Source organism: Sphingobacterium sp. UBA865, from assembly GCF_002295765.1.
Lineage (GTDB): Bacteria > Bacteroidota > Bacteroidia > Sphingobacteriales > Sphingobacteriaceae > Sphingobacterium > Sphingobacterium multivorum.
Window position 1 is genome coordinate 140,916 of record NZ_DBGB01000041.1, and the last position, 26,885, is coordinate 167,800.

At 39.3% G+C, this 26,885-nt stretch carries 22 protein-coding genes; 13 read left to right on the top strand and 9 right to left on the bottom strand.

Going from position 1 to position 26,885, the window contains the following annotated elements; genetic code table 11:
* Window positions 1–2: 2 nt before the first annotated feature.
* The 3 genes from B2O97_RS22715 to B2O97_RS22725 form a co-directional block, all read right to left on the bottom strand.
* Entirely contained in the window at window positions 3–3,221 is a 3,219-nt protein-coding gene (locus B2O97_RS22715; RefSeq protein WP_286768233.1) for a SusC/RagA family TonB-linked outer membrane protein, read from the bottom strand.
* Between the two features lie 9 nt (window positions 3,222–3,230).
* Complete coding sequence (locus B2O97_RS22720; RefSeq protein ID WP_286768234.1) at window positions 3,231–5,378, bottom strand: TlpA family protein disulfide reductase; 2,148 nt, start codon at window positions 5,376–5,378, stop codon at window positions 3,231–3,233.
* A 125-nt stretch (window positions 5,379–5,503) separates the two neighbouring features.
* Window positions 5,504–5,878, bottom strand: a complete 375-nt coding sequence (locus B2O97_RS22725; protein ID WP_286768235.1) for a hypothetical protein — start codon at window positions 5,876–5,878, stop codon at window positions 5,504–5,506.
* A gap of 609 nt (window positions 5,879–6,487) precedes the next feature.
* Here B2O97_RS22725 and B2O97_RS22730 point away from each other — a divergent pair.
* From B2O97_RS22730 to B2O97_RS22755, 8 genes are all read left to right on the top strand, one after another.
* Window positions 6,488–7,036: a hypothetical protein gene (locus B2O97_RS22730; protein WP_286768236.1), complete on the top strand. Its 549-nt coding sequence runs from the start codon at window positions 6,488–6,490 to the stop codon at window positions 7,034–7,036.
* A 47-nt stretch (window positions 7,037–7,083) separates the two neighbouring features.
* On the top strand, window positions 7,084–7,746 hold the full coding sequence (locus B2O97_RS22735) for a hypothetical protein (RefSeq protein WP_286768237.1): 663 nt from the start codon (window positions 7,084–7,086) through the stop codon (window positions 7,744–7,746).
* Window positions 7,747–8,677: 931 nt separating this feature from the next.
* Complete coding sequence (locus B2O97_RS25305; protein WP_422663591.1) at window positions 8,678–8,800, top strand: DUF7660 family protein; 123 nt, start codon at window positions 8,678–8,680, stop codon at window positions 8,798–8,800.
* 67 nt (window positions 8,801–8,867) lie between these two features.
* Window positions 8,868–10,601, top strand: coding sequence for a hypothetical protein (locus B2O97_RS22740; protein ID WP_286768238.1), 1,734 nt, complete (start codon window positions 8,868–8,870; stop codon window positions 10,599–10,601).
* Window positions 10,598–11,752 (top strand): PIN-like domain-containing protein, encoded by a 1,155-nt coding sequence (locus tag B2O97_RS22745; RefSeq protein ID WP_286768239.1) that lies wholly within the window; start codon window positions 10,598–10,600, stop codon window positions 11,750–11,752. The genes B2O97_RS22740 and B2O97_RS22745 overlap by 4 nt, the downstream gene beginning before the upstream one ends.
* Window positions 11,753–11,889: 137 nt before the next feature.
* A complete protein-coding gene (locus tag B2O97_RS25285; protein ID WP_369012013.1) occupies window positions 11,890–12,129 on the top strand; it encodes an integrase core domain-containing protein in 240 nt (79 codons plus the stop codon).
* Window positions 12,130–12,328: 199 nt separating this feature from the next.
* On the top strand, window positions 12,329–12,889 hold the full coding sequence (locus B2O97_RS22750) for a hypothetical protein (RefSeq protein WP_286768240.1): 561 nt from the start codon (window positions 12,329–12,331) through the stop codon (window positions 12,887–12,889).
* Between the two features lie 69 nt (window positions 12,890–12,958).
* Window positions 12,959–13,198, top strand: coding sequence for a hypothetical protein (locus B2O97_RS22755; RefSeq protein WP_286768241.1), 240 nt, complete (start codon window positions 12,959–12,961; stop codon window positions 13,196–13,198).
* A gap of 294 nt (window positions 13,199–13,492) precedes the next feature.
* Here B2O97_RS22755 and B2O97_RS22760 read toward each other — a convergent pair whose 3' ends face one another.
* The gene (locus B2O97_RS22760) at window positions 13,493–16,801 is read right to left on the bottom strand and encodes a TonB-dependent receptor (RefSeq protein ID WP_286768242.1); all 3,309 of its coding nucleotides are present in this window, start codon (window positions 16,799–16,801) and stop codon (window positions 13,493–13,495) included.
* Window positions 16,802–17,266: 465 nt separating this feature from the next.
* Between B2O97_RS22760 and B2O97_RS22765 the strand changes: the two genes are divergently transcribed.
* Complete coding sequence (locus tag B2O97_RS22765; protein ID WP_070563649.1) at window positions 17,267–17,743, top strand: hypothetical protein; 477 nt, start codon at window positions 17,267–17,269, stop codon at window positions 17,741–17,743.
* A 74-nt stretch (window positions 17,744–17,817) separates the two neighbouring features.
* Here B2O97_RS22765 and B2O97_RS22770 read toward each other — a convergent pair whose 3' ends face one another.
* From B2O97_RS22770 to B2O97_RS22785, 4 genes are all read right to left on the bottom strand, one after another.
* The gene (locus B2O97_RS22770) at window positions 17,818–18,621 is read right to left on the bottom strand and encodes a M48 family metallopeptidase (RefSeq protein ID WP_313240352.1); all 804 of its coding nucleotides are present in this window, start codon (window positions 18,619–18,621) and stop codon (window positions 17,818–17,820) included.
* Window positions 18,622–18,755: 134 nt separating this feature from the next.
* The gene (plsY, locus tag B2O97_RS22775; RefSeq protein ID WP_075993893.1) at window positions 18,756–19,406 is read right to left on the bottom strand and encodes a glycerol-3-phosphate 1-O-acyltransferase PlsY; all 651 of its coding nucleotides are present in this window, start codon (window positions 19,404–19,406) and stop codon (window positions 18,756–18,758) included.
* A 15-nt stretch (window positions 19,407–19,421) separates the two neighbouring features.
* A complete protein-coding gene (gene nadC / locus B2O97_RS22780) occupies window positions 19,422–20,279 on the bottom strand; it encodes a carboxylating nicotinate-nucleotide diphosphorylase (RefSeq protein ID WP_112375776.1) in 858 nt (285 codons plus the stop codon).
* A gap of 77 nt (window positions 20,280–20,356) precedes the next feature.
* A complete protein-coding gene (locus B2O97_RS22785) occupies window positions 20,357–20,815 on the bottom strand; it encodes a DUF4783 domain-containing protein (protein WP_286768243.1) in 459 nt (152 codons plus the stop codon).
* 173 nt (window positions 20,816–20,988) lie between these two features.
* Between B2O97_RS22785 and gpmI the strand changes: the two genes are divergently transcribed.
* From gpmI to B2O97_RS22805, 4 genes are all read left to right on the top strand, one after another.
* The gene (gene gpmI, locus B2O97_RS22790) at window positions 20,989–22,521 is read left to right on the top strand and encodes a 2,3-bisphosphoglycerate-independent phosphoglycerate mutase (protein WP_112375774.1); all 1,533 of its coding nucleotides are present in this window, start codon (window positions 20,989–20,991) and stop codon (window positions 22,519–22,521) included.
* The gene (locus B2O97_RS22795) at window positions 22,502–23,089 is read left to right on the top strand and encodes a hypothetical protein (RefSeq protein WP_115047437.1); all 588 of its coding nucleotides are present in this window, start codon (window positions 22,502–22,504) and stop codon (window positions 23,087–23,089) included. Before gpmI ends, B2O97_RS22795 begins: the two co-directional genes overlap by 20 nt.
* Window positions 23,090–23,317: 228 nt before the next feature.
* Window positions 23,318–23,617, top strand: a complete 300-nt coding sequence (locus B2O97_RS22800; RefSeq protein ID WP_146753134.1) for a hypothetical protein — start codon at window positions 23,318–23,320, stop codon at window positions 23,615–23,617.
* A gap of 161 nt (window positions 23,618–23,778) precedes the next feature.
* A complete protein-coding gene (locus B2O97_RS22805) occupies window positions 23,779–26,073 on the top strand; it encodes a TonB-dependent receptor (RefSeq protein WP_286768244.1) in 2,295 nt (764 codons plus the stop codon).
* Window positions 26,074–26,173: 100 nt separating this feature from the next.
* On the opposite strand, the gene B2O97_RS22810 is transcribed toward B2O97_RS22805, so the two are convergent.
* On the bottom strand, window positions 26,174–26,728 hold the full coding sequence (locus B2O97_RS22810) for a ferritin (protein ID WP_286768245.1): 555 nt from the start codon (window positions 26,726–26,728) through the stop codon (window positions 26,174–26,176).
* Window positions 26,729–26,885 lie beyond the last annotated feature (157 nt).

The window sequence follows — 26,885 nt, forward strand, 5'->3', positions numbered from 1 at the left end:
TCTTAATAATCTATTTGAATTCCCAATGAAAATGTTTTTGGAGGGGTTAGACGATATGCAAATTCAGGATCAATATGTTGCCTATTAGCTTTCCAGATTACACCTAGGTTAGCAATATTTCCATACAGCCTAAATTTCATTTCGTTCTTGCCAGGTACCCTATGTTCCCAGGCGGCATTAATATATTCCAAGCGGATATGGTCTCCTTTAAGTATCTGGATTTCTGATTGGGTATAAAAAGCACTGAGATTATCATTTATCGGATACTCCATTTTAGGCATGCTGGTCTGCTTTTCATCGCCAGGCTTCATCCAGCGATTTTCAAAATCGGGATAAGCCACACCCTGCTCGAAGAGTGAGTAGTAAGACGTGGACGGCTTTTGAAAATAATAATCAGCTTTAAAGCTCATGTTAAAAGACATCGAAAATGCTTTCCACGCAAAAGTATTGATGAGATTGCCAAACAGCTGGGGTTTGGAGGAACCAATAAAGACAATACTTTCTGAATCCGAAGCGTTTTGTAGGGACGCATTTCTGATCTTGAGATATTCTGTGCTGACTTCACCGTTCAGGTATCCCTGTGGCTGCCCCTTTTCATTCAGTCCAGCCCATCGATAAGCCGCTATTGCATTTAAAGGTCGTCCTACTATCGGCGTGATACCATTGCCATTACCGAGAAAATTGCCGAGCCCTTGGTTCACACTTCTATAATATGCGGTCGTTTTGTTCTTATTCAGGCCTACTACCAGACTCGTACTCCATTTGAGCCTATTTATTGTATTGATACTATTCAGAGCCAGATCGAGTCCATGACCACGCATGGCGCCGACATTTTTAACCACTGTTGCCTGTGCTCCCCATGTTGTATAATCATAATCTGTGGTACCATACAGGTCTTTTCCATTTTTCACATAATAGTCAACACTGCCTGAGATCCGGTTTTTAAGTAACGCATAATCCACTCCTAGATTGAAAGTTCCGACCTTCTCCCATCGGAGTGAAGGATCATTTAGGTTTCGGATACTCAACATGGGGTAATTCGTATATCGTGCTGTCTCGATATTTGCAATGGGTTCGGGCGTCCTGGTCAGATCAACGTTACCACTGTAACCAAATGTGGCTCTGAGCTTGAGATTATCCAACCAAGGCAGCTCCATAAACTGCTCTTTGCCGAGATCCCAAAAACCACCCACAGACCATAGTGGTGACCATTTATCATTTGTATTGGCTCCAAATATATTGGCTCCATCCTGCCTAAAACTGAAAGAAATGCCATATTTCTCCTTCCATATATCAGAAAAATTGATGTATGTTGAAACAAACCTATTGACCGTTTTTGTGAAATCCGGACTTCCCACTATTGTCTGTAATAGTGCGTCGGGACTCGTGCGGTAAAGGTTTATAAAGTCAACAGCCTGCGAAGTCAGGGGGATACTGTTGTATCCATACACAGTATAGGCTCCTCCACGCTGCGTATTCTGCCGCATCTCCGCACCAACGATGCCAATTAAGTGGTGCGCACTCAATCGTTGATCTAAATTGAGCTGACTACGCACGGTGTACGACTGCCCCTCACTTTCACCAATTTTATTAATTCCCGCACGCGGCACCGGATAGCTTACTTTTCCAGTCACCGGATCCACCTGTGTAAATTTATTGATCAACAGACGAGCACTATAACTTTCCATTTCACTTAAAAACTCACTCTTGGAAGCCTGCTTTTGATATTGTCCTGAAGCGGTTAACTTGAGGTAGGGCAAGATCTGATAAGAAATACCGGCCGATGCAAAGAGCTCAGTCAAGTTTTTGGTAGTCTTCGAATAGTTATATTCCGATAGCGGATAGTAAGACCAGTCTAAATAATTAGCACCAAAATTCTGGTCGAGATACGACCTTCTAAAATCCCCGTCAAACGATATTTCCTTACCGTCATTATCAAAGAACTGCATATAGGGAACCGATTTGCTACCATAGCTCAGGCTGGAATAATCAGGTCTCCCCGATTGATCCCTATGATCGGTATAGTTCACATTCAGATCTACCTGCAAGTTTGCAATCGGACGATAACTATTTGAAAATAGCAGATTCCATTTTCTATTTCGGCTATCTAATTCAGTTGTTGTTTTCGTGTAGCCTAATCCTAGCCCATAACTGTTTTTTGCATTGCCACCGGCGATATGCAAGTTATACTGCATCGACATCGGTGATCTATAAAAAGCGTCTGAATAATTCTTCAAACCGTCCTGCGCCAAGAGGTTATTGATTGCCTCTGCGGAGTCCAATGACGAAATCTTTCCATTTTTTGTACGGTCCAAAATATCAATTACGGGGGTCATTGCTACATAAGGAAATGATTGTAGAAAAACATCATAATGTCCTCCATCGAACAGCATCTTTTCAATAGCTATAAAATCAGCATTTGGAACCTGATACAGCTGCGACAGATTTGGGCGATCTTTAAAGATCATCGTACTTCCAAACGTAATTTTATTGCGGGTATTTGTCCCTATCATACCTTTCTTGGTGGTCAGTACAATTACACCATTTCCTGCCCGGGCGCCCCATATAGCACTCGCCGCAGCATCTTTCAAAACCGTAGCCGATTCAATCATCGCAGGGTCTATGTTGGTGATATCACCTTCATAGATAAACCCGTCCAGCACAATTAAAGGATCAAGATTACCGTTAATGGTACTTAGTCCCCGAACAGAAACATTTAGCTTCTGCTGCATAGCATTTTTGATCGGCTGATTGTCAAAGCGAATAGCGGGTACAACATTGTTAAGACGCTGAAGGATATTGGTCCCTACCTGCTGATCCAACATTTTTCGGGAAATTACATTTATAGCCCCCGTGACTTCGTTTGCCCGAAGTGTCTGATAGCCGGTATTCACCTGTACCTCCTGCAAATAGTTTTCTTCCTTTTGAAGCATTATCACTGCATTATCTCTAAAATAACCTCCGGCCACAGTGCGGCCGTGATATCCCACCAAACTGACTGTCAACGAGTCCCTATCGACAACACCAATTAAAGCAAACTGCCCCTTGTCATCAGTACGCGTTACCAGCTGTTTATTCATCACGCGAATGTTCGCATTCGGCACAGGAGATCTATCCGTACTATTTAGTACGCGTCCTTTAATCTCCATCCGTTGCACTTGCTGAGCCTTGCCCAGCAAGATGTTTACGCTGCATAGCAGCGTTAATAATCCAACTTTCATTACTTCGGGCTAGTAGATTGGATAAACTAAAGGATAAGTTCTGTATTCTTTCACAGCACTAAACATTATCCCTCTTTCGTTCAGAAAAGTTAACTTTTCTTGTTCTGTCCACCGGACAAAGCCAGCAGGTATGGTGATATCGATATTAAAATTTTCCTTCTCTTGCAGTTCAGTCGGAAGATCAAAAGCATAAAAGAGATTCTGCAGAAATAGACCGATAGGAATATTCTGATAGAAAGCCTCTTCGCCTATCCCTTGAAAGCGTGCAATTGAAGCCTTTCCACTGGTAAGAATGGTTTTGATCTTATCGGAGAATCGTATTTTATACAGTTCAATGCTGTCGCTTTTACGCGCAACAGCAATTTTAAAATAGTTCTGAAATTCTCGACAAAAAATATCCGCAAATTGTGAGCGGGATACCGAGTCATCGGTATAAAACTGATACCAATACTTATTTTGGGTGCTATTTCCGTTCAACAACTTTTCTTTGAATTGTCTACCGAGACGAGCATCTATGACCAGATCATTTTGTCGGAACCCTTTGAGCACCTGCCCATAGGCTTGAAAGAGCATAAACTGTAGACTCTGATTGCCCATTTGAAGGAAGGTTGTCCCTTTCTTATGATTCAGATTCGGGTAAACAGGTAGGTAATTGTCTCTATATCCCCCAAATGCAGAAATGTAATGCACCCCCACAGTATCCAGTAGCGGTTCAGCAGCACTCCGAGTGAGGTTTTTATAAATGCCTTCGCTCTTTAACACGGCATTTCCATCCACCAAAGCCTGAATATTTTTGTCCGTCAGCGAATGCGAGCTGGTCATGGCAATAAAGACACCATTTGTATCAACTACCGCCAATGCAGGCAGGGTATTATGCGCAAACAATGCGGTAAACACGGTATCATCTAATACTGTGGGTAGAGAGGGCGTAAAATTAAAATCAGCTTTAAATTTCTCAAATCTTGTCTTTATCCGTTTTGCTGTATCTTTATTCCGCTTACTATTGACCATTATAACCTGTATGTTAGCCGGAAAACGCTGCTGTATCCATTCCATTTTAGGAATACCTTCAATGCAGCTCGGACAACCTGTTGACCAGAAGTCTAAAAAGATCAGCTTCCCTTTCAGATCAGCGAACTTGATTGTTTTCTTTTTCCCATTAAAATAATGGAGTTCAAGCGACTGGTTCCATACCGCATCTGGAACCTTATCGCCCGGCTTTAGCGCAACAAGATTGGAGAGCCCATCGGCCCCGCTGTCCTTGCGGGGCGTCTGAGCCGATAAACTAAACATAGAAACTAAACATAAAAACAAGCATGACAAAACCATGCGATGCGCACGCTTATAATCTGCAACAAATAAAAAGCATTTTAAAGCCTGCTGAACAACTAAACCTATTGATCCAAGCAAAGTATTGGCTCGCAACACCAAAGCCTTGCAGATCGACTTAAAGAGCCTTAAAACAGATCGTTCAGATTCTACTTCATAAGTCAATCTAGCATTTCCCACCTGCTGAAAAGCTTGCTTTTGTTGTGTGGGTCTTGTGCAATCGTTTAGTTGTCCTTGTGTATAACAAGGGCTTAGCAAGGGTGAACCTAGGGTCGCGCTATAGTCAAGCCTGTGTGTTCCTTGTGCCAAGCTATAGTCGACCATCTTTTGAGCAATTCCTGTCGAATTTTTACATTTCATCGGATTTTCATCGAGTCCGCATCGGGTTTTGATCGGTGTGGCCCGATGAGATCCCGATGAAAACTCAATACCAATAGCATGAAAGGCAGAAGTTGGGGCGAAGTTGGTCAGGCGAAAGTCCGAAGAAGGTGATACCTTTTCCTCTCTTCGGCTGACCTTCGGCTCGGCTTCAAGACTTCTTCGGGACATGTTCGAGATAGGCTTGGCACTTCTTCGGCTCGGCTTCGGCAGGACTTCGAATACGCTTCGACTCCTACCCGAAGCGCAGTCGAACAACAGTCGAAGCGTTCCCGAAGAAGAGTCGACGCTGGTACGACGCAGTGTCGAACGATCCTCAAACAAAACCCGAAGGCTGCCCGAAGAATCTGCTTTTTCTAGAAGTTTCTGAGCGCTAATCTTACAGCGCTTTTTTAGCAGGATCGAGGTACCTTTAAAGTACGTTTTTCCTTGTCTAATTTTGTTACGCAAATTTTGCGTAATTAGTACTATATCTGTGCTTAAGTAGTGCTTCACAGGTACTTGAAATATATAGGTTATATAGCCCCTTAAAAAGGCTAAAAATTTCAGGATATTCATTATTTTTTTGTTAGTGGTTACTTTGATAACCTACTGAAAAACTCCGCGACCTTTTTGCTCAATTCTAGCTCTTTTCCGATGCGCTCTTCAGCTTCTGCTGAAAGTTGCATTTTACGCAGGTCTATATGGCGATAATTGGCGACATTGTAGGCGATCAATACGCGATACAATGCAGTTGCAAATTCCTGCATTTTCTCATCTTTCAGGAGCCTATTCTCTCCTACGCCACCATCAAGATACGTGCTCAATAGTTGCAGTATATTAGCAGAAACAGTCTCTAGCGCATAGTGATTCCAAAAAGATTCAATCTCCTTAATAGGGTCATAGTCATCCTTATGGACATCAAAAATTATCAAATCAAAAGCAAGTTGTAGCGCTAAAATCCCGTTCATTTTTCAGAAAATCTTCGTAACCGAAAGTACATAGCATCCCCTCTCCGATCGAAATCAGCTTTTTATTGGGAGCCTGATGTTACTCAGTTCACATTAGTAATAATTATTTCATTCTGGGAGCCAGATCGCGTTTGAATGAGGGGTCACACAGGTGTATAATATTGGCGATACGCGGTCCATGGCAAGAGAAGCCAAATCTAATTTGGCCAAACCAGCCGAGCTACTCGGGGGCAGTGATGATGTTTTTTGATCTTTGTTTTTTGTTCATAACTCGTTATTGGTAACGAGTCTTGTCGGTTAGTCACCTAATGATAAATGTGGGACTGCACACCGTACCTGAAATAAAGTTTCTGACGCCTTACACACCACGGCTTTACAGCAGTACCCACATCTATCTGTTATGCAAATATAACATAAAAGTATAGACATGGGTGTTTAATCTGCTGTCTTGCGGTGTGGCGTCAGAAAATACAGGCACAAGACTCTTTGATTTAAACACCATTGAAGATTTTCAATCTTCTAATAATTAAACAAATATAAGTACTTTTTTAATAAAATGCAAATTTAACATAACATTTGATTTTATAAATTTTAACGGTATTAGCTGTAATGAAACCAAAAGGGAAAATTACAGCGTTTGCTCAACACATTATAGACACATTTAGAGTTCTCTACCTTGAAGAAGAAATTTCAGGAAGAGAGTTTTCTCGGATTATTACAGACGAAACAAACTCTACAAGAGTTGGCGGTATTGAAAGTGAATACAATAATGAGAAATACTCTCCTGAGCTTACGAAAAAAGCTTTAAACCATTTCGGATTAACTATGCAGGATATTTTACCTGATGAATTGCTAGATGATGACCAACTAATAGAAAAAACTAGAATGCCCATTCTGAAAAAGATGAGCATTAAAGCTGCACTTAATTCACTTATACAGGATGGCTATTTTGATACCCCGCGTCTACGTGCTGAAATCACCTCTTATTATAACTCTTTTTTATCCGAAGAAGACAAAAAAGCAGATTCAGATATTTCGTCATCTTTAGAAAATTTATACATAGAGGGAAAAATACTAAAAATTCAATCGAATGGCTCTGACGACAAGAAAGGCAAACTGATCCGCTTTGTCCGCAACATGGAATTGAAAGAAGATTAAGTCTTTTACCCTTTATTTCCTAAATTTGAATTTGTATCACTCGTTATATGCCCATTACCATACCCACACTTTCGTACGAGCTCAACACCACAGTTCGAATGAATCGTGAAGCCAAAGGCTACACACAGGAGGAATTTGCATTTTTGATTGGCAAGGACGTCAAGGAGGTAGAAGATAATGAGGATCTCACGACTGATTCTGCTTATGATATCAATCACACTAATTTCTATGCAAGGGTTTTGGAAAAAGTACCTAAGGAAATGTTTTTCAAGGACTCATTTGAGGAGGCTACCATTAAGATATATGCCACGAAAACAGAAATAGAAAAGAAGAATACCGGTAAGAAAAACATTAAATTTAAAGGAACGGGTAGCTTTAACAAAAAGTCAACCGTGATCGAGCCCTATTCCATTCCAGTAGATCCAGATTATGATGTCTTTGCAGAGGATCAGGCTTTGGTATTAAGCATACTAGAAGATTACCTAAAGGATGGGTATTTTAAAGAGGGCGTTACTGGTTATAAACTTTACCAAGATTTATTAGCCAAAGCAGGATCCGGAGAAATACAACTTCCTAACTCTTTTCGACCTATCTTGGTCTCGCGCGCTATTACGAAGCTATGCAATAAACGCAAGAAGCCTAAATTACTACCACATAGGAAGCTTCCCAAAACAGCTGAGAAGTGGTTGTTGTATAAGGAAGATGTTTAAACACTTAAAGTTTTACTCACATAATCTTTCCACAATCTTAAGAAGATGCAATTGTCAGAATGCCGAAAAAGCCATTGCTTTTTTTAACAAAGTCTTTCAAGCATTTTTTTTATTCTTGATGCTCGTTTATTATTTTTAAACCATAAAACAAGATGATATGTTCGTACCAAATTCGCCCCATGTTCGGACTACTAACAGATAAGAGCCAGATGCTGACCTGACCTTTGCCAGACTCCGATCAAGAATTATCTGGTCAAGGCCTGGTCATTACCAGCGTAATTGTTGATCTGTTGCGCTAACCTCCCGGAGAAGATCCGAACACAATCCAAAGCATTTAGGATTTACATTCACTTCAAGTACTTATTAATGCGGAGAAAGCGGCAGGAAATCTAAAAAAGAAATTCGTCTCAGCATTTACAACCATTTTACAGATAATTTCTCAATAATGTCTCACCATATTGTTTTTAATAAACTAGTTTATTAGCTTTATAGAAATAATTTTTGAGCAAAACTGTAAGGTATATAATTTTGATATTTTTGCTGTGCGCCGAATTAAAATGCCTTTACTGAACCATACAATTAGACAATCGAATACGCATATTTTGTTTTGGGAGATAGGTAAAGCAGAAAACATAAGGGTGAAAATCGTCCTTTGGGGATGGACGGGCGATTTAGGAGTCATTTGCGTTTGCAAACGTGCATTGCCTATCAACCTTTGCTATCTATAATGGCATTATTTATTCGGGCGCAGCGACGACGTTCTTATATAAAAGTTTGCGTTAATAGTAAAGAGGCCCCTTTTTAAGGTGGCTTTGGGTAGTGGTACTAGGGTTTAAAATCGTTCTTCTTATAATTCTTTAAGTTTATGTAGAACGAAGCTTTCTCGGAAATGAGTGGTTAGCCCTTAGATAGCAAGGGGCAACTCCACACTCTGAACCCAAGGGGAGCCTTAGCCACATACTCAGAGGATATTCAAGATTATTATAACAATACCAAAGCGAACATCAATGCGGACACAGCAGCATGGTCGACATTTGGAGATATCTTCAGATGAGCTACGGTTTGTGAGTAGTAAATAGAACATCCCATAGGTAAACAAACGTTAAAACAGTTATAAAAAGATGAGCCTAGATCAATTAAGCGAAACACAAATTTGTGGTTTCAGTTTAGATAAGGATACCATAGATTTCCTGAAGAATAAAAATATAGATATTTTTAATGGTAGTCTTGGGCAAATTACTAATTTAGAATACGGCATGTATAACAATACTGTACAATGTCTTCCTAATTTAAAATACCCAAGCAATTTCCATGAATATGAAATTGCAATATTAGATTTGATTAACACTGAGACTGTCGCTTACAATTTTTCAGACCATCAAAGAAAGGTAATTGATTCCACGTCTGATCTTCATATAGTTTGTCATTATCCTCAAAACATTTTTGATCCTCGTGCATTTTCGTTAATGATGCTAGCAACTAAACTTAAAAACAACTTAAATAACGGTTTTTTAATTATATGCTTCTGTGGAGAGCCTAAAAACATCACTTATCACTTTAACAATCTGCCGAAAGTACAACATGATCTATACAGCTTTATAGATGATATCCCTGAGATTAAAAGCCAGACAGGGAGAAGAGTTCAAATCTCCACTTCCGATAAAGTTATGCATAGATTTCTTTCTAAATATAATGACACAATTACCTATCATGCTACATTTAAATCTCCAAAAATATATGTTGAAGACCAATATATACTTGATCCCGCCTATGTACCTCTTGTACATACTACCAAGGGGGAATTAGTAAGTTATTATCATATTCAAGGTGATTCTGGAGTATTTATTTTTCCTGATATAGAGAATAAAGGGGCCTTTTTAGAAGAGTTTATTACACAAATAGCCCCAAGCTATCTTCCTAACTTATTTCCGGGAATTGTAAAAAACAACTGGCTGAATGAAAGTAGATACTCTTTGCCTAATCAAGAAAGACTACTAAAAGAAAGGAAATTACTAAAGGAAAAGTTTGAAAAAGCTCTTGATGACAAGGATCATGAGATCCTTAATAATCAGTCGAAATACACCTTCTTACAAGACCTCATTACTGGAACTGATGATAAGTTAGTTCATGCTTTAGTCGTATTTTTAAAATGGTTAGGTTTCTCTAATGTCACGGACGCAGATACCATAGAAGGACGCAAACTAAAAGAAGAAGATGTGTTAATTGAAAATGAGAATGGGATAATTATAATAGAAACTAAAGGCATAGGTGGAACGTCTAAAGATGATGAATGCTCCCAAATTGGCAAAATAAAAGCAAGACGTCAATTACAAAGAAAAAAATTTGATGTTATGGCACATTACATTGTTAATCATCAAAGGCACCTTCCTGCTGGAAAAAGACAAAACCCACCTTTTACCTCGCATCAAATAAGCGACGCAGAATACGACGCTAGAGGTTTAATAACAACATGGCAACTCTTCAATCTATACTTTGCGATTGAAGATGGAATCATTTCCAAAGAAGAGGCAAGACTTGAATTTGAAAAAACAGGATACATTGACTTTATTCCAGATTCCTGGATCCAACTTAATAAACCTAAAGAATACTATAAAGAAAACACAATTGGTATAATCGAATTACAAGATAATACGACAGTTAAAAAAGGGGATTATATAGTCACCTTGAAGAATGAAAAATTCTACCAACATAAAATTATCTCAATACAATTGGATGGCCTCGATGTAGAAGAAGCTACTTATGGAGAAATAGGTTTAAAACTATCAGGTTCATTACCTAAAAATGTTGACATCTATTTAAAATCGAAACAATACGCAAACAATATCTTGGAATGAAAGTGATTTCACAAGTTTCAGACGTAGATCAATACTTTCGTAATTTAGCTGATATAATTATTGAGCGCAACACTGGTCATGAATTAGTCTTCATTGACACAAATATTCTCATTTGGACACTTCGCCTAGATCAAGATTCGTTCCTTGAATTGACTAAATGGTTCAATTCTTTAATCTCTTGTAATTCTTTAGTAACTCCTATCTGGGTGATCCAAGAATATAATAGCCTAATAAGTACAAATTCAGAGTTAGTTTTTTCTCCCTATAAAAAGCGTTTAAAAGAACTAGAAAACAACCTAAAATTCTTAGTTGATACAGCAAGATTGGTAATTGATAATCAAACTTCAAAGAAAAATGGTTATGTAAACAAGAAAGATTTCATTGATCAAATGATGAATGAGATCAACTCATTAGGATCAAAAATAAAAGTCCTCACAGAAAAAAGTAACTTCAAGCTTGAGGATAGACAAAAGTATATAGAAAGACTCATTAACAAAAGTAAAAGTGATACAAAATTAGATGAATTAATGGCTAATATATCCGATTTCGAATTTCGAATTAGAAATCTTATCCCTCCAGGATTTGAGGATAATAATAAAACTTCTAACAAATATGGCGATGTTCTAATATGGAAGGATATCTTACTAACTTCAAAAAGGCGAAGTTCAACTAAATCCCTGTTCCTCTCTTTGGATCTAAAAAAGGATTGGGTATTTAATCCGAATAAAATAATAATAGATGATAAAGAACTGTATAACAATGGTAGTAAGAGATTTTTCGAACTTCATCCTTGGTTAAATAAAGAATACTTCGATTACACTTCGGGGCAAATCTTCATATCCGACATCAAAACACTTACTGAAATACTTTACTCTACAAAATTTAATTTCTCAGACTTCTCTAACTATAAACATCTTGCAAAGAGTATCGATCTACAGCTTAACAAAGATGAAACAGAAAAAATAATAGAATGGTTGATCGTTAATGGGCATCAACTTCATTTCTTAGAATCAACAATTTGTAAATGGAAAAGAGATCCGGGGGAAGTAGATTTAGATGAATTAAAAAAATGGTGTATAAATAATGTAAAGTCATCAATTGAATGGAATTATGTTAATTGGAATGAAGTTTTTATACAACTTTTTATCTAAAAAATTAAATACTATCGTTAAACTACAAATCACAACTTCTATCGAACACTTATAAAATAGAATGCATCCACTTATTTATATTGACTATCACTTGCGTGCTAAACGATTAAAAATGGCGGTGCTTTGATATAGAGACATTGCTATATTTAAATTGCAAAATTATAACACTAGAAAAACTTGTAGAATGGCGAGGAAAACCGGAATGCATACGATCGGAGAACGGCCCTGAATTTCTAGCGGAGGTATTACAGGGTTGGTGTTCTCAAAATGGCATTGAATGGCACTTCATCCAACCAGGGAAAACGACTAAAAATAGTCTTATCGAAAGATTCAATAGAACTTTCAGACAGGATGTATTGGACAGTTACATGTTTTAAAACCTAACTGCGATCAGAAAATACGCTAGTGCCTCGGCATAGATGTATAATACTGTAAGTCCACATTCTTCGCTAGGGTGCATATTCCGCACCATACTACNNTTCCGCGGCAAACTACACCACTAGATATTTAAGAAAAAAAAGATTGCTAAGTTAGGCCTGTATTTGACCTAACGATATGGCAAACAGACCTCTAAATATGCAGAAGATAAGACAGATATTGCTGTTTTTGGAACGTGGCTTTTCCCAGCGTTCCATCGAAAGGGAGACCGGTATCAATAGACGTACCATCGCAAGTTATTTGCAGCGGTTCGCCGACAGCGGATTCAGTATTGCGGAACTGCTCTTTTTTTCCGATGTCGAGCTGGAGGCTTATCTTAATGCGGGCAAAGCGGAACAGATAGAAAAAGACCCCCGTCGGATACATCTTGAATCACAGTTTTCCTATTTATTTTCTGAACTCCGTCGTGTGGGAGTTACGCGTCAGCTGTTATGGCAGGAATATATTAATGAATACCCCGATGGGTTTGGTTATTCCAGATTCTGTGAGCTTCTTCAGGAACATATCCGCAAACAGGGAGCCACCATGCGTTTTGGACATGAGCCTGGGAGGCTGCTGCAGGTGGACTTTGCCGGTGATATGCTGCATTATTTGGATACCGACAGTGGTGAGCTGATAGCCTGTCCAGTTCTTGTCGCCGTATTGCCTTTTAGTGGTTATAGTTATGTGGAGGCGCTCATTAATGCGTCTTTGCCATAGGTATTGCGGGCGCTTAACAATGCACTTGGGTATTTTGGAGGCGTACCCTTATCGGTAAAGTCGGACAACATGAAACAATGGGTCGTGCGCAGTAATCGTTACGAACCAAAGTTCGCCGATATGCTGGAGCAATGGGCCAATCATAATAACATCGCACTCCTTGCCACACGTCCTGCAAAACCCCGGGATAAGGCATCAGTGGAAGGTGCTGTTAAAATAACTTATCAACGGATATATGCGCCACTTCGAAATGAGACTTTTAAAAGTATCAGCGAACTGAACCTTGCTATAACACATTTGATCAAATAATCGGAAAGATCGAAAATTAGAGTGATCGTAAAAGAACTTTATTTGCGACAAAACAAAACTTTGTTAAAGTTGCTCTTGATAATATAAATCAAAACCTCCGTTGTAAATTATAGTATAAGCAATTTCTAAACATTGTCAAAGAACTTTTTAGTTCTAATGGACTGATAATATTTGTTTAAGTTTTAATTTGCAATACCCCCCTAATTCGAGCACTTTTTGCAATCGAAAAAAAACACCCCAAAAGCTATCATCAAGCTTTTGGGGTGTCGTCGATTAATTTACTATATATTATTCTTAGTTAAATTTAAATTTAACACCAAACTGCATATAATAAGTTGAAGAGATCGATTCGTTCGGTCGATTCAACTCTTTTATGACATCGCCATTTGCATAGCCCAAGTTAAATGTTGGAACTGTAGTGCCATTTGCTGCTACTTTATCAATATTTTTTGGAGTCAATAAAATATTGTTATTAATTTTATAAGTACCCCAAGAAGAATTAAACAAGTTACCAATATTCATCACATCCCAAAAGAATTCTAACGAATTATTTCCGCCGCCAATTCCTCTAAATACTTCTTGTGACAAATGGAAGTCAAACTGGTGTCTCCATGGTGCAACAGCGCCATTACGTTCAACATACTTTCCTTTGTGCTCGCTAAGGTACTTATCGCCATCCACTAAGCTCCAAAATATGTCGGATTGCTCCTGCGCAGTGTAGGCTTTCTTACCATAGTTACTGTTACCAGCCGCTATATCAATAAATTTCAATTCTGAAGCATCTTTCGGGATGTAGATTAAGTCATTATTTTGACCATCACGATTAAAATCAGAACCATAATAGTAAGAGAATCTACCCATTGAGCTTCCACTATAGAATAATGTCATCGAAGTGTTCAATTTACCAATCCAATTGTTGGTGTAAGTCACAGATCCCATTAAACGATGAGGAACAATATTGGTAGTATATCCCAGTTCGGGATTATTGGAGTTACCGTTTGCTTGAAGAGGAATAGACCATAGGTTTTGAATTTGATCTCCAGCTCCATCACCGTAATTTTTAGCTCCACTATAAGTGTATGCAACCATTCCGGAAAATCCTTTATCGAAGCCTTTTTGCAATTGAGCAGTTACCGAATAATAATGTCCACCTTTCGCATTGGTCATGTACGTTGGAATAAATTGTCCTGTAGATCCTTTAACAGGTTGTCCTTTTGAGTCAATTGTATATAGGTATTTATCTGCGTTTGCATTCGGGAAAATAAATCTAGTATCTCCATATCCAGCGATATTCATTGCCGTCGGATCAACCAAGTTTACATTTTTTGCAACTACAGCATTAATATCTTTATTATAGATAGCCTCTACTGTACCCACTACTCCCCAAGGTAACTTGTAATCAACAGCTACACTTGATTTCCAAGTTGAAGGAAATTTAAGGTTAACATCCATCGCTGACATATTTCCGGGCAATGAAGTTCCTGCTGCATCAGGCGTGGCAGGGTAGTTTGCTTTAATATCTGGGCTAAATGATGGCATATTTGCATCGCCAGCAGCATAAGTCTTTGTATATTGAAGCATACCGGAATCTCCTGATTGAGCAACGATCCAAACAAAAGGAATTCGACCAGTAAATACTCCTGTACCTCCACGAACAATAAATGAACGATCACCATTAACATCATAATTAAATCCAAAACGCGGAGATACCATTACTCTTGTTTTAGGCATCGCACCTGTATTTAGATGAAGTCCGTTAGCAAATTCTAAGCTCTGCAACAGTGGGTGAGTTTTCATTTCTGAAACATCTGGATACGTTGGAAGTTCTAAACGCACTCCCCCCGTTAATTTCAGTTTTTCATTTACGGTAAACTGATCTTGCAGATAAAGTGACCACTGGTTAAACTTGAAGCTTGGCATAGCTTGCGAACCATCTGCAGTTAATGGATAAGTCAACGCATAATTTACAGCAGGTTTACCCCCAATAAAGTCTTGCCAAGAATTATACATATAATACCCTGCTCCGAAACGTTGAAACCCATTTACTGTCCGAGATGTCTCAAACTGAAGACCTCCAGTAAAATAATGATCGTTCAAGGTATAGTTAGCGTCATAATTTGCAGTCCAAGTTTTGACCGAGCGAAGGTTTCCGTACGTAAACGGATCTGTTCCAAAAGAGGTAAGTACGTTACCACCTGTACCAGCAATACCATCACGTATGTCAACTAAAGGAAATATATCTCCAGAGACACTTCGCGGCTCATCTTGATTTACATAAGATAGACGGGCAGAATGATTCAAATTACCAATCTTTCCATTATATTCGGCTGTCGCGGAATATAAGTTTGTTTCTTGAAAATAATTCGAGTTTTGAAAACTTAAAGCATTATTTCCAGTTCTACTCATTGGATACACTTTTGTATCAATATTAGAACCACTAAATGAAGAACTCAAATTAGAAGGAGATTTCCCTTTAACTTGGTTGTATCTAAAATTGATTTTGTGATTATCAGCAATGTTCCAGTCGATACGAGCAAAAATCTTATCATTATTACTTTTCGAAGAATATCCTTGGTAAGCACCAGGATCATAACCGTAAGTATTTTTCAAATAATTGCTCACTTCATCCATAAAAGCAACTGTAGGTCTTGCAAAATAACTTGTAGTTCCATAGTCAGATTCTTTTACAGAAGCAACTTTGGTCGGCCCTGGTTCAGTTTGCTTCAATTGTTCAACATTCACAAAGAAGAATAACTTGTTTTTAATAATTGGACCACCTAAACTTACACCATACTGTTTTACACTTAGATCATTAGGTGTAAACACCACATCATTTACACGAGTTCCTTGTTGTTTATCAGAACGACCACTATAAAAAGCTGAGCCAAAGAAATCGTTACGACCAGAACGTGTTACAGCATTAATAGACGCTCCTGTAAAACCTGATTGGCGAACATCAAAAGGAGTTACATTCACTGAGATCTGCTCTATCGCGTCAATAGAAATTGGAGATCCATTTGCTGGAATATTTTGGCCAATACCAAATTGGTTATTGAAATTCGCTCCGTCAACAGTGAAATTATTGGCACGGTAATTTCCCCCACCAATAGCAGTACCGTTAGATTGGGGAGTTAAACGGGTTAAATCATTTACACTTCTAGTAATTGTAGGCAAATTTTCGATCTGACGACGCCCAACAATGGTAGATGCTCCATTTCGCTCTCCTTTTAAAACTCCAGCTCTTGTAACAACTACTTCTTCAAGATTAGTCGCTGAATCGCCGAAAACAGGATTTACTACGAATGGTTCACCTAATTGCAAATAAACATCTTCATACACGATAGGTTGTTGTCCTACATAGGTTACTTCAATTCTGTAAGGTCCACCAACACGCATATTGGCAAGGTTAAACCTGCCTGCAGCATTAGCCGAGCTTGAATAAACTGTTCCTGATGGGACATGCGTAGCTTTAATTGTTGCTCCCGATGTGAACTGTCCGTTTGACTCTTTTACAATACCTGTAACGCTACTTGTCGTAACCTGAGCTTGTACAGCACCATAACTAGCCATAACAAGAGCGAAAAAGAGTAAAGATCTTTTCATATAATGTGATTTGTTAAAAAATGTTAAGCAAAATTACTAAGAGATTTCAAATTACAAAGGACTTAATATAAACTTAACACACTAAACCACACCCATTTCATGAAATTCACACCAAAAATCAGACATCAACCTATAATTTATCACGACAAAAAACGTTGTAAGATGTTTTAAACCAGCATTTACATTCTAATTATCGGATCAAAAATAGTTTTCCACATCAATTCTGGATTTTTTTTTTGTAACAACATTCTTCCAATCGGAATTTAACTTTTTGAAAATTTTTAACTAATTTCCTGTCAATCGAGACTTTTATTAAACAACTCAGTTTCTTGTCGAATTTGAGCCACTGTAACTTATTCTGACCAAAAAAATCTAAACGATTCTATAGGCCTGATGGTTTATATAAAAAATGTTTCAAAAGCCAAGAACTTTTCAGAAATTCGCACACCTAATAATTTATGCTTCATGGAAGACGGTATTCAAAATTCTTCTTTTCAAGAACCTGCAGACATTAAATTGTCTCCGGCAGGACTCTCCTTCTTGGCTTCAGCGGCCAAATGGGCCAATTTTTTGGCCATTGTCTGTTTTATTTTCATCGGCATTTCTGCCATAACCATGGTCAGCCTAATCTTCGGAGCCAGTGCATTATCACTCGGGGCCGACGAATATGTCACAGCAGGGGCCTTATCCACATTCGGTGTACTTTATCTTTTATTTCTTGCTTTTTTCTGCCTTCCAATTTATTTCCTTTATAATTTCGGATCCAAAGCGAAAAAAGCTATTGAAAACCGCGACACCATTCAGCTGGAGCTCTGCTTGGATGCGTTAAAAAAACATTACAAATTTATTGGCATCATGGTCATCATTACCATAGCCTTTAATTTTATGGGATTGGTTATCGGTGTAGTGCTCGGCGTTAGCGATGCGCTAGCCGGGGTGTAACTTGATCAAAATATAATGCAAAAAAAAGAGGGATCTGCTCACGCAAATTCCTCTTTTCGTATCCTATCAATCGTTTATTTTTTATAATATTTCATTGCGTTTGGAATCAATTTCTGAATATCCGCAATCCGTCGCTCATCACTCGGGTGGGTACTCAAAAACTCAGGCTGCCCTTTTTGACTACCCGATGCCATACGCTTCCAGAAATCTACAGCTTCATTGGGATTGTAACCCGCCAAAGCCATAATAATCAAACCCGCTGCATCCGCATCCGATTCGTCGCTTCTCGAAAATTTCAGTTGCGCCAAGTTGCCTCCTAATCCATAAAGATTGTTAAAAACACCAAGCGTACTGTTTCCAGATACGCCTGCAGCTGAACCTAAAATTTGTCCACCCAGCTGTAAAGCGATCTGATTCGAAGCCTGAGCCACAGAGTGTTCTTCAATAGCGTGTGCTATCTCGTGTCCCATTACTGTTGCCAATCCCGCTTCTGTACGTGTTACTGGTAATATTCCGGTATATACCGCAACTTTACCCCCAGGCATACACCATGCATTCACGTCATCACTCTTCACCAGATTAAACTCCCAATTGAAGTTAAATTGATTTGCGCGACCTGTACTCTGCAAATACTGATTTACCGCCGTTGCAAGCTTGTTACCAACACGTTTTACCATCGCCGCATCTGCAGTTCCGGTTACTACTTTCGCGCTATTTTTCGATAAAAAATCTTTATAAGCCAATGCAGCTTGTTGGTTCACTTGATCAGCACTGACCAATTTCAAATATTTTTTCCCGGTAACAGCAGAAGTTGCACAACCCGACAACCCCGATGCCAGTGTTACACATGCTAATACCATAGCTGAATACTTAAACATTCCGTTCATAGTTTAAATTTTATTTCAAGGGCCATATGGAGTTTCGAAGCGAAAGATAATCGCTTTTCAGCGCATCCAACATGGATATTTTACAATAATTTATTAATCCATCGTAGCGAATGCAATTATTGTGCCTATTCTTTTTCCTTCGGCTTTTTCTTAAAGAGGTAAATCTTGGATTCATGCCCCTTTAACAAACGCTCTATATTCTTTTGGTGGGTAATTAACAACAGAATACAGATGGCTATTCCGTAAAGCAGCACAGAAGGTATCGTTGTTTTAAAAATAAAGGCCAAACTAAAAGGAAATGCAAAACCTGCAGAAATGGAACCGAGCGAAACATAATGAGTTGTCAGCAGGATGATGATAAACACTGAAACACAGACCAAAGCGGCAGGTGTATGTATAGCGAGGATCATACCACACAGGGTTGCCACCCCTTTTCCACCTCTAAACCCTGCAAATACAGGAAACAAATGTCCTAATACCGCAATAACGCCAAGTGCCAACTGAAAGTTGACAAATTGGACATCGCTGGTATTTTGCCCCAGTTCTATTAAATAAGCCAGGTTTGTTGCTGTCCAGCCTTTAAATATATCTACAAACATCACGATCGATCCCGCTTTAGGGCCCAAGACGCGAAAGGTGTTAGTCGCCCCAGCATTACCGCTACCGTACTCACGAACATCTACCCCATAAAATGCCTGTCCCAACCAAACTGCTGTAGGTATGGAACCAAACAAATAAGCTAGTAATACTGCAGTTACTAAATAAATCGATATCATTAATTAAATCAGTTCTTATATTAATTTGGCCTTCAGACTAAGATCCAGGCTCCTTACACTGTGTGTCAAAGCACCTACTGAAATATAATCTACCCCAGCCTCCGCATACGATCGGATCGTGTCGAAAGTTATTCCCCCAGAGGCCTCTGTCTTGAATCGATGGTCAATTAGCTGAACAGCTTTGGCTACATCCTGCGGCGAAAAATTATCTAACATGATTCGGTCCACTTCGCCAAAGTTAAGAACTTCATCAAGCTCCGCAAAATTTCGGACTTCAATTTCTATTTCTATTGGTTTATTTAGGTTCTTTCTGTAATCATTTGCGCGCTTTAGAGCCGGTACAATACCGCCACTATAGTCCACATGATTGTCCTTAATTAAAATCATATCAAAAAGACCAAAACGATGATTGGTCCCACCTCCTATGCGGACGGCTTCTTTCTCCAATACACGCAATAAGGGTGTGGTTTTCCGGGTATCCAAAACTTTCGTACCTGTACCTTTGAGAAGGTCTACGTATTTTCGGGTAGTTGTCGCAATGCCACTCATACGCTGCATGACATTCAGCACCAAACGCTCTGCCAGCAAAATACTTTGGATATTTCCCCTCACATAAAAAGCAATATCACCTACTTTAACCTGACTTCCATCGTGGATAAACACCTCGCAGGTCAACGTATCGTCAATATAGGCAATAATCGCCTGCGCCACTTCGACCCCTGCTAAAATACCGTTATCCTTAACAATCAATTTGGCTTCACCTTGTGCGCCAGTTTCAATCGTAGAAAGTGAGGTATGATCTCCATCGCCCAAATCCTCCGCGACAGCCTGTTTTACAAAATGGGCCAGATAGTCCTTGATTTCCTTCTCCATAAATACTATTTATTGGGCTAAGATGTGGAATAATTTTTTAATCGAAAAATAGATTTATAAAAAAAGCATCGCTAGCTTTAATTTTTGCCGATTCTTAGCTCTTCAATCGAATGGTTATTATTTCCTATGCCGATCTTAATAAAGACACGATAGTTTGTTTGTTCTGTAGCTAATGTAAATGTAAAATATTGATAGCCATTGTTCGCATTGCTGGCTTGCGTCAATTTAACAGTCTTGGGTTTATGCTGATTAAAAAATGCCGCCAACATGATTTCTGACTGATACTTTGTGTATACGCCATTCTCCCCCAAAATAGATAAGGTTAAGTTTGAGCCGAAATACTTGGCCATATTTTTTGCATTACCTTCTTTCAAATACGATTTCAGTTCCTCTGAAATACTTCCTAAAGAATCATCATCACCTGGCAAAGCTACCTTTACCACTGTATTTACTTCTCTTAAATAATGCCCGAAGGCCGCAGTGTGTACAAAAAGACTATTAATAAGTATAAATACGCAATAGCTTAAAAATTTCATATAGCTCAACATATTATAGAACAGCTTCTATCATCCATATCAATCATTAGGTAGCTCCGTTTTTTAACCGAACATAAACTATGCCACAAACCTATAAAATTATTAGGGATTAACAAGGGAACTTTTTAAGATGCGTTGATAGATTCTAAAATTAAGATTATCTTTGTTATACGATGAATAAGAAAAAAGTTGCACTCATGATCCTAGACGGACTAGGATATGGAAAACATGATAAATCAAATGCAGTTGAAGCTGCAAACACCCCATTTTTAGATCATTTATTAGAAGCTTATCCAAACTCGAGCTTAGAGGCTTCTGGTGAAGCTGTTGGACTGCCTGCAGGACAGATGGGTAACTCGGAGGTTGGTCACATGAATCTTGGCGCCGGAAGAATCGTCTATCAAGAATTGGGTCGTATTCACAAAGCTGTCAACGATGGCGTATTCAATACGGATCCTATTATTCAAGACGCATTTAAATATGCATTGGAAAATAACAAAAAGGTACATTTAATCGGATTACTTTCCGATGGTGGTGTACACGCACATACAAAGCACTTAAAAGGCTTATGTGATGCTGCAAAACATGCTGGCTTGACAAGTGACCAGGTATTTGTACATGCATTTTTAGATGGCCGTGATACAGATCCAAACTCTGGTATTGGCTATGTCAGGGATCTACAAGACTATTTAAAAACGACAACGGGCACTTTTGCCTCTGCAATAGGCCGATATTATGCCATGGACCGCGACAACAGATGGGAACGTGTGAAATTAGCATACGATCTTTTAGTAAAAGCGGAAGGTGAAAAATCCAATGACCTTGTTGCATCGATCCAAAAATCATACGACGAAGGTGTAACCGATGAGTTTGTGAAACCAATCGCATTGGTTGACGCCAACGGTACTCCGGTAGCAACAATCCAAGAAGGTGATGTGGTCTTCTGTTATAACTTCAGAACAGATCGTGGCCGCGAGATTACCATCGCTTTAACACAAAAGGCTTTTCCAGAATATGATCTACAACCCTTGGATCTATATTATGTGACTATGACATCTTACGATGAAACATTCCAAAATGTCAGGGTGGTCTTCCAAAAAGATAACTTGACCAATACCCTGGGTGAAGTGTTGGAAGCAAATCATAAAACGCAAACGCGCATCGCCGAAACAGAGAAATATCCGCACGTGACATTTTTCTTTTCAGGAGGTCGTGAACAGCAATTTGAAGGTGAAAACCGCCTGTTGGTTCCATCTCCAAAAGTAGCGACCTACGATCTTCAACCGGAGATGTCTGCTCAAGGAATTACTGAAGCTATCGTCAACGATATGGAAACACTTCAACCTGATTTTATCTGCCTGAATTTTGCGAATCCTGACATGGTAGGTCACACGGGTGTTTTTGAGGCTGTTATAAAAGCAGTGGAAACTGTTGATCAATGTACAAAAACGGTTGTTGAGACAGGCCTTAAAAATGGTTACTCCTTTATTATTTTGGCCGACCACGGTAACTCCGAGTTTATGGTCAATGAAGATGGATCGCCAAATACGGCACATACAACCAATTTGGTTCCATGTATCTTGATTGACGATCAGTATAAGAAAATAGCAGATGGTAAATTAGGTGATATTGCCCCAACCGTCTTACAGCTTTTAGGCGTCAATATCCCCGTTGAAATGACAGGAAATGTATTGGTATCAGAATAATAATTTACTTATAAATAGTGGCAGAGCACTTTCCCTTGTTATGGGCAGTGCGCTGCTTTTTTGGAGCTGTGGATCTCCATCCGCGACAAAAGGTCCTCAAAAATCTTCAGACATATTTTCTGTTGATTCATTCTTTACTGCCGAGGTCAATCGCCTGCAGCAACTCAACCCCTCGGTTCTAAAATCTGTCAACAAAGATGGAGAAAAAGAACAAAAGGAACTGAAAATTAGCAACTGGAAAAATGAACTTTCCGCCTTTCAAGCTGCCGACATCAGCAAAAACTTCGATCCATCACTGTATGAAGTTAAAGCTGTAGACTGTGTAACAGAATTTACAGCTAAAAAGAAAGAACTACAAATACAAAAGTTACGCATCGAGTTTGATAACAACGAAAAGGTAAAACACATCCATATCGATAAAAAGATAACAAATACCTTATACGATAGTCAAGAAAAATTAGACTATTATACGGACTCGCTTTATCGCATTGTCAAATTTCAAGATGTCCAAGGCTTGGATGCCAATCAATATGAAATTGAAGGCAAGTTTATTCCTTCCAAAAAATAAACAACCTTATCGATCATATGCAAAGTGTCTATCTAATCTTTGGATAGACACTTTTTTTTTTGTTCCGACGGGTATCCCCTATCACATCTTTTCGATAATCGGTTCAAAATAATAAATGCAACACAATTGCTTTGTATTATATTTTCCTTACCTTTGATCTGATTAACAAAATAACTCAAGAGAAAACGTGGGTTTAAACGTAGTGGTTTTAGCGTGAAAGGTATCTCATTGAACAAATTCGCAGCATTAATGCTCTTATTGACCTTCTTAATTGGTCAGTTCATTGTGTATACCCATGCGCATACGCAAACTACACTCAGTATCGTAGACAGTCCTGCAAAAAAACACCACACGGATCATCCCAAGTGCTCCATTTGTGATCAAAACTCACACCCACAAATTCTTTTCCATTTTACGCTGCATGAATTAATACTTCCGACCCAGCAGATTGAATATGGACTGTTTATCACCGGAGATCAAGTTATTCGATCACTGCTTTCTGGCAATCGTGGTCCCCCCATCGCTTAATTTTTACATAAGTCCAATAATGTCATTCATATACTCTTCTCATTATTGCGACAAACGACTTCATACAAGTTTTTAGAACTCGACAGTCTCAAGAATTCATACGATGAGTTATTGAGCTGCTGTCTTGCTTGATGTTATATACGTAAAAATTATTCGTACAGATGAAACTTAAAATTATAGGCTGCATTTTTATGCTTGCCACTTATTTCTCCATATTTCCAGCTCTCGCCGCAACAATCAGCGGTAAAATAACGGATGCGAAAACGAATCTTCCCATTGCTGGCGCTACAATAGCGCTGCAGCAGCTTCGTTCGAGCACCGCATCAGACCAGCAAGGTCACTACAGCTTCAAATCACTTCCTTCAAGTGGACGCTATTTGGTTGAAGTCCGTTTCTTGGGATATCAGTCCGTTGTCAAGGCCGTTGATCTTACTTCGGAAAATCTTTCCCTTGATTTCGCCCTAACAGAAAGTATTATTGAAACCAATGAAGTCGTCGTAACGGGTACATTGGTCACCTCACAGAGCCGTCGCAATAGTACTTCATTAGCTGTCATTTCCAAAGATGAACTGCAGGGAAATGCAACGAACCTGATTGATGCACTAGCACGACAAGTTCCCGGGCTAAGCCAGATCACAACAGGACAAGGTATTTCAAAACCTGTTATACGGGGACTCGGTTATAATCGAGTCGTCACCGTGAGTGATGGTGTTAAACAGATGGGACAGCAATGGGGTGACGAACATGGTATAGAGATCGACCAAAATCAACCGGATCGTGTGGAGGTCCTACGTGGTGCAGCCTCTTTGATGTACGGATCTGATGCTATCGGCGGTGTAATCAATGTGCTTGAACCAAATGTTCCTACAGCAGGGCAAATTAAAGGTGAAGTACTGAGCAGCTACTCCACCAACAACGGATTAACCAATAGTTCGGTTATGCTTACCGGCAATGAAAATGGCTTTGTATGGCGTGGTCGTGGTTCTTATCAAAATGCCTATTCGTACAATACGCCAGCAGGCCGATATGGCAATAGTGGTTTTAACAACAGTAATTTCAGTGGTATGCTCGGGCTGAACAAGCAATGGGGCTATTCTCATCTGAATTTTTCGTACCTAAAAAATAATATCGGCTTTTACGATGCCGAACCTGGTGACCCGCTTTACATCAACTCAAAAAGCCGTACCTTAGACTTCCCCAAGCAGGACATCCGCCATTACAAACTGGCTCTCAACAATAACTTTATCATCGGTTCTGGTAGTTTAAAACTTGATCTGGGCTATCAAAAAAATCAACGTCGGGAGCTTGAAGAAGCAACACCTTCCTTATTCTTTGACCTGAATACGTATTCACTTGACGCAAAATATTCTTTAAGTGAAAAAAATGGCTGGCAACATGTATTTGGCATTAGTGCTAGACAGGAACACAGTTTAAATAAAGGCGTTGAATTCTTAATTCCGGCCTATGATCAGTTGGAATTGGGCGCTTTTGGCTATGCAAAGAAAACCTGGGGCGAAAATACCTTTAACGTTGGATTACGCTATGACTACGTCAATAACAAAGGCAAGCAGCTCTTTATTGAAGACGAAGAGCAGTTCGCTGGTTTTAAAAATAGTTTCAGCAATGTTAGCGGAGCGCTTGGATATACCCATATTTTCAGCGAAGACCTCAATTTCAAAGCGAATGCCGGTTCGGCTTTTAGAGCGCCTAATCCGGCAGAATTAGGTTCCAACGGGGTACACGAAGGAACGTACCGCTATGAAGTGGGAAATGAAAACCTAAAACCTGAACGAAGCTACCAAGCGGATGCAACCCTCGAATTTGGCCATAGCATCGTTACAGGAAGTATCGGAATCTATGAAAACTATATCCACAATTTTATCTATGCCTCAACAACAAAAGGCGACACGAAAACCGTTGTGGGTGAAGATGGCGATTCTCATACCTACGACGTATATCGCTATGGCCAGGTAAACGCCAATCTTTACGGTGTCGAAGGAAGCCTGAATTTTCATTTGTTAAACTGGATACACCTGGATAATACATTTAGCTATACCCATGCACAGAACAATACCTTTAACAGACCCTTGGCATTGATTCCAGCTGGTGTTGTACACAATACATTGCGTCTTGAGCCCAAGATTAGCGGTTTGAATGCTTTCTACGTTTCTGTGGGTCTGGACAATTATTTCAAACAGAGCCGCATTGATGAAACCTTCGAAACGCCAGCAAACTCGTATACTTTATTAAACGCAGGAATCGGTACGACATTACATCTCGGATCGCAGCAACTGAAAGTATTTGCAGCAGCTTCAAACTTGACCAACAAACGTTATTACGATGCGTTGAGCCGATTGCGCCCAGGACGTCTTTCACAGGAAGACACGAGCTTTGGTGTCTACAATATGGGTAGAAACATCACCTTCGGTGTATATCTGCCATTGCGTATAAAGTAAATTAATCGTGATAATAAATGATCGTGAAACGGAGTAAGAATTAGTCCATAATAAAAATAGAAAAGCGGGATCTTGAAGATCCCGCTTTTCTATTTTATACTTATTTGGGGTCATCTGCTGTTGCTTCCCTTGCCAAGGCCACTTCGTCGGGCATGGCTTCCAAGGAGGAATCCAACGCAAACAAGGATTCATCTGATGCCCGGTCACCACCGGCGATTTTCAATTTATCAATTAATTCCAATGCTAACTTCTCTTCCTCGATCTGCTCCTTAACAAACCACTGCGCAAAGTTCCATGTTGCCCAGTCCTTTTCCGCCATCGCCAAATTGACGATGTTATAGATCGCTTCAGTATTATCTACTTCGTGTTTAAAAACGCGATTAAAGCATTCGGTCAATGATTGTGGGTCAGCTGGCGGCTCTGCGATAGCTTGTATCCTAGGACGACCACCCCGTTCAAGTATATACCCCATAATCTTAGTCATGTGATTACGCTCTTCCTGCGCATGTCTATAAAGGAAATTGGCGATCCCGCCATAACCCTGATCATCTGCCCATATGCCCAACGCCAAATAAATCTGTGCAGCCTCAGCTTCTTTAGTCATCTGACTGATTAAAATTTGCTGCATTTCCTTTGACAATCGATTCGTTTCCATAATATTCATTTTGATTTAGGAAAAGAACAGTCTCAGCGCTGATTTCGTTTGAAATTTATCAAAACAAAAACGGCTAAAATCAGCCCGTTTAAATGAAAAGCAGCTCATTGCTAACACAGCGATTCCAACAGGCACAAAAAAAAGGGAACGCCTGTTG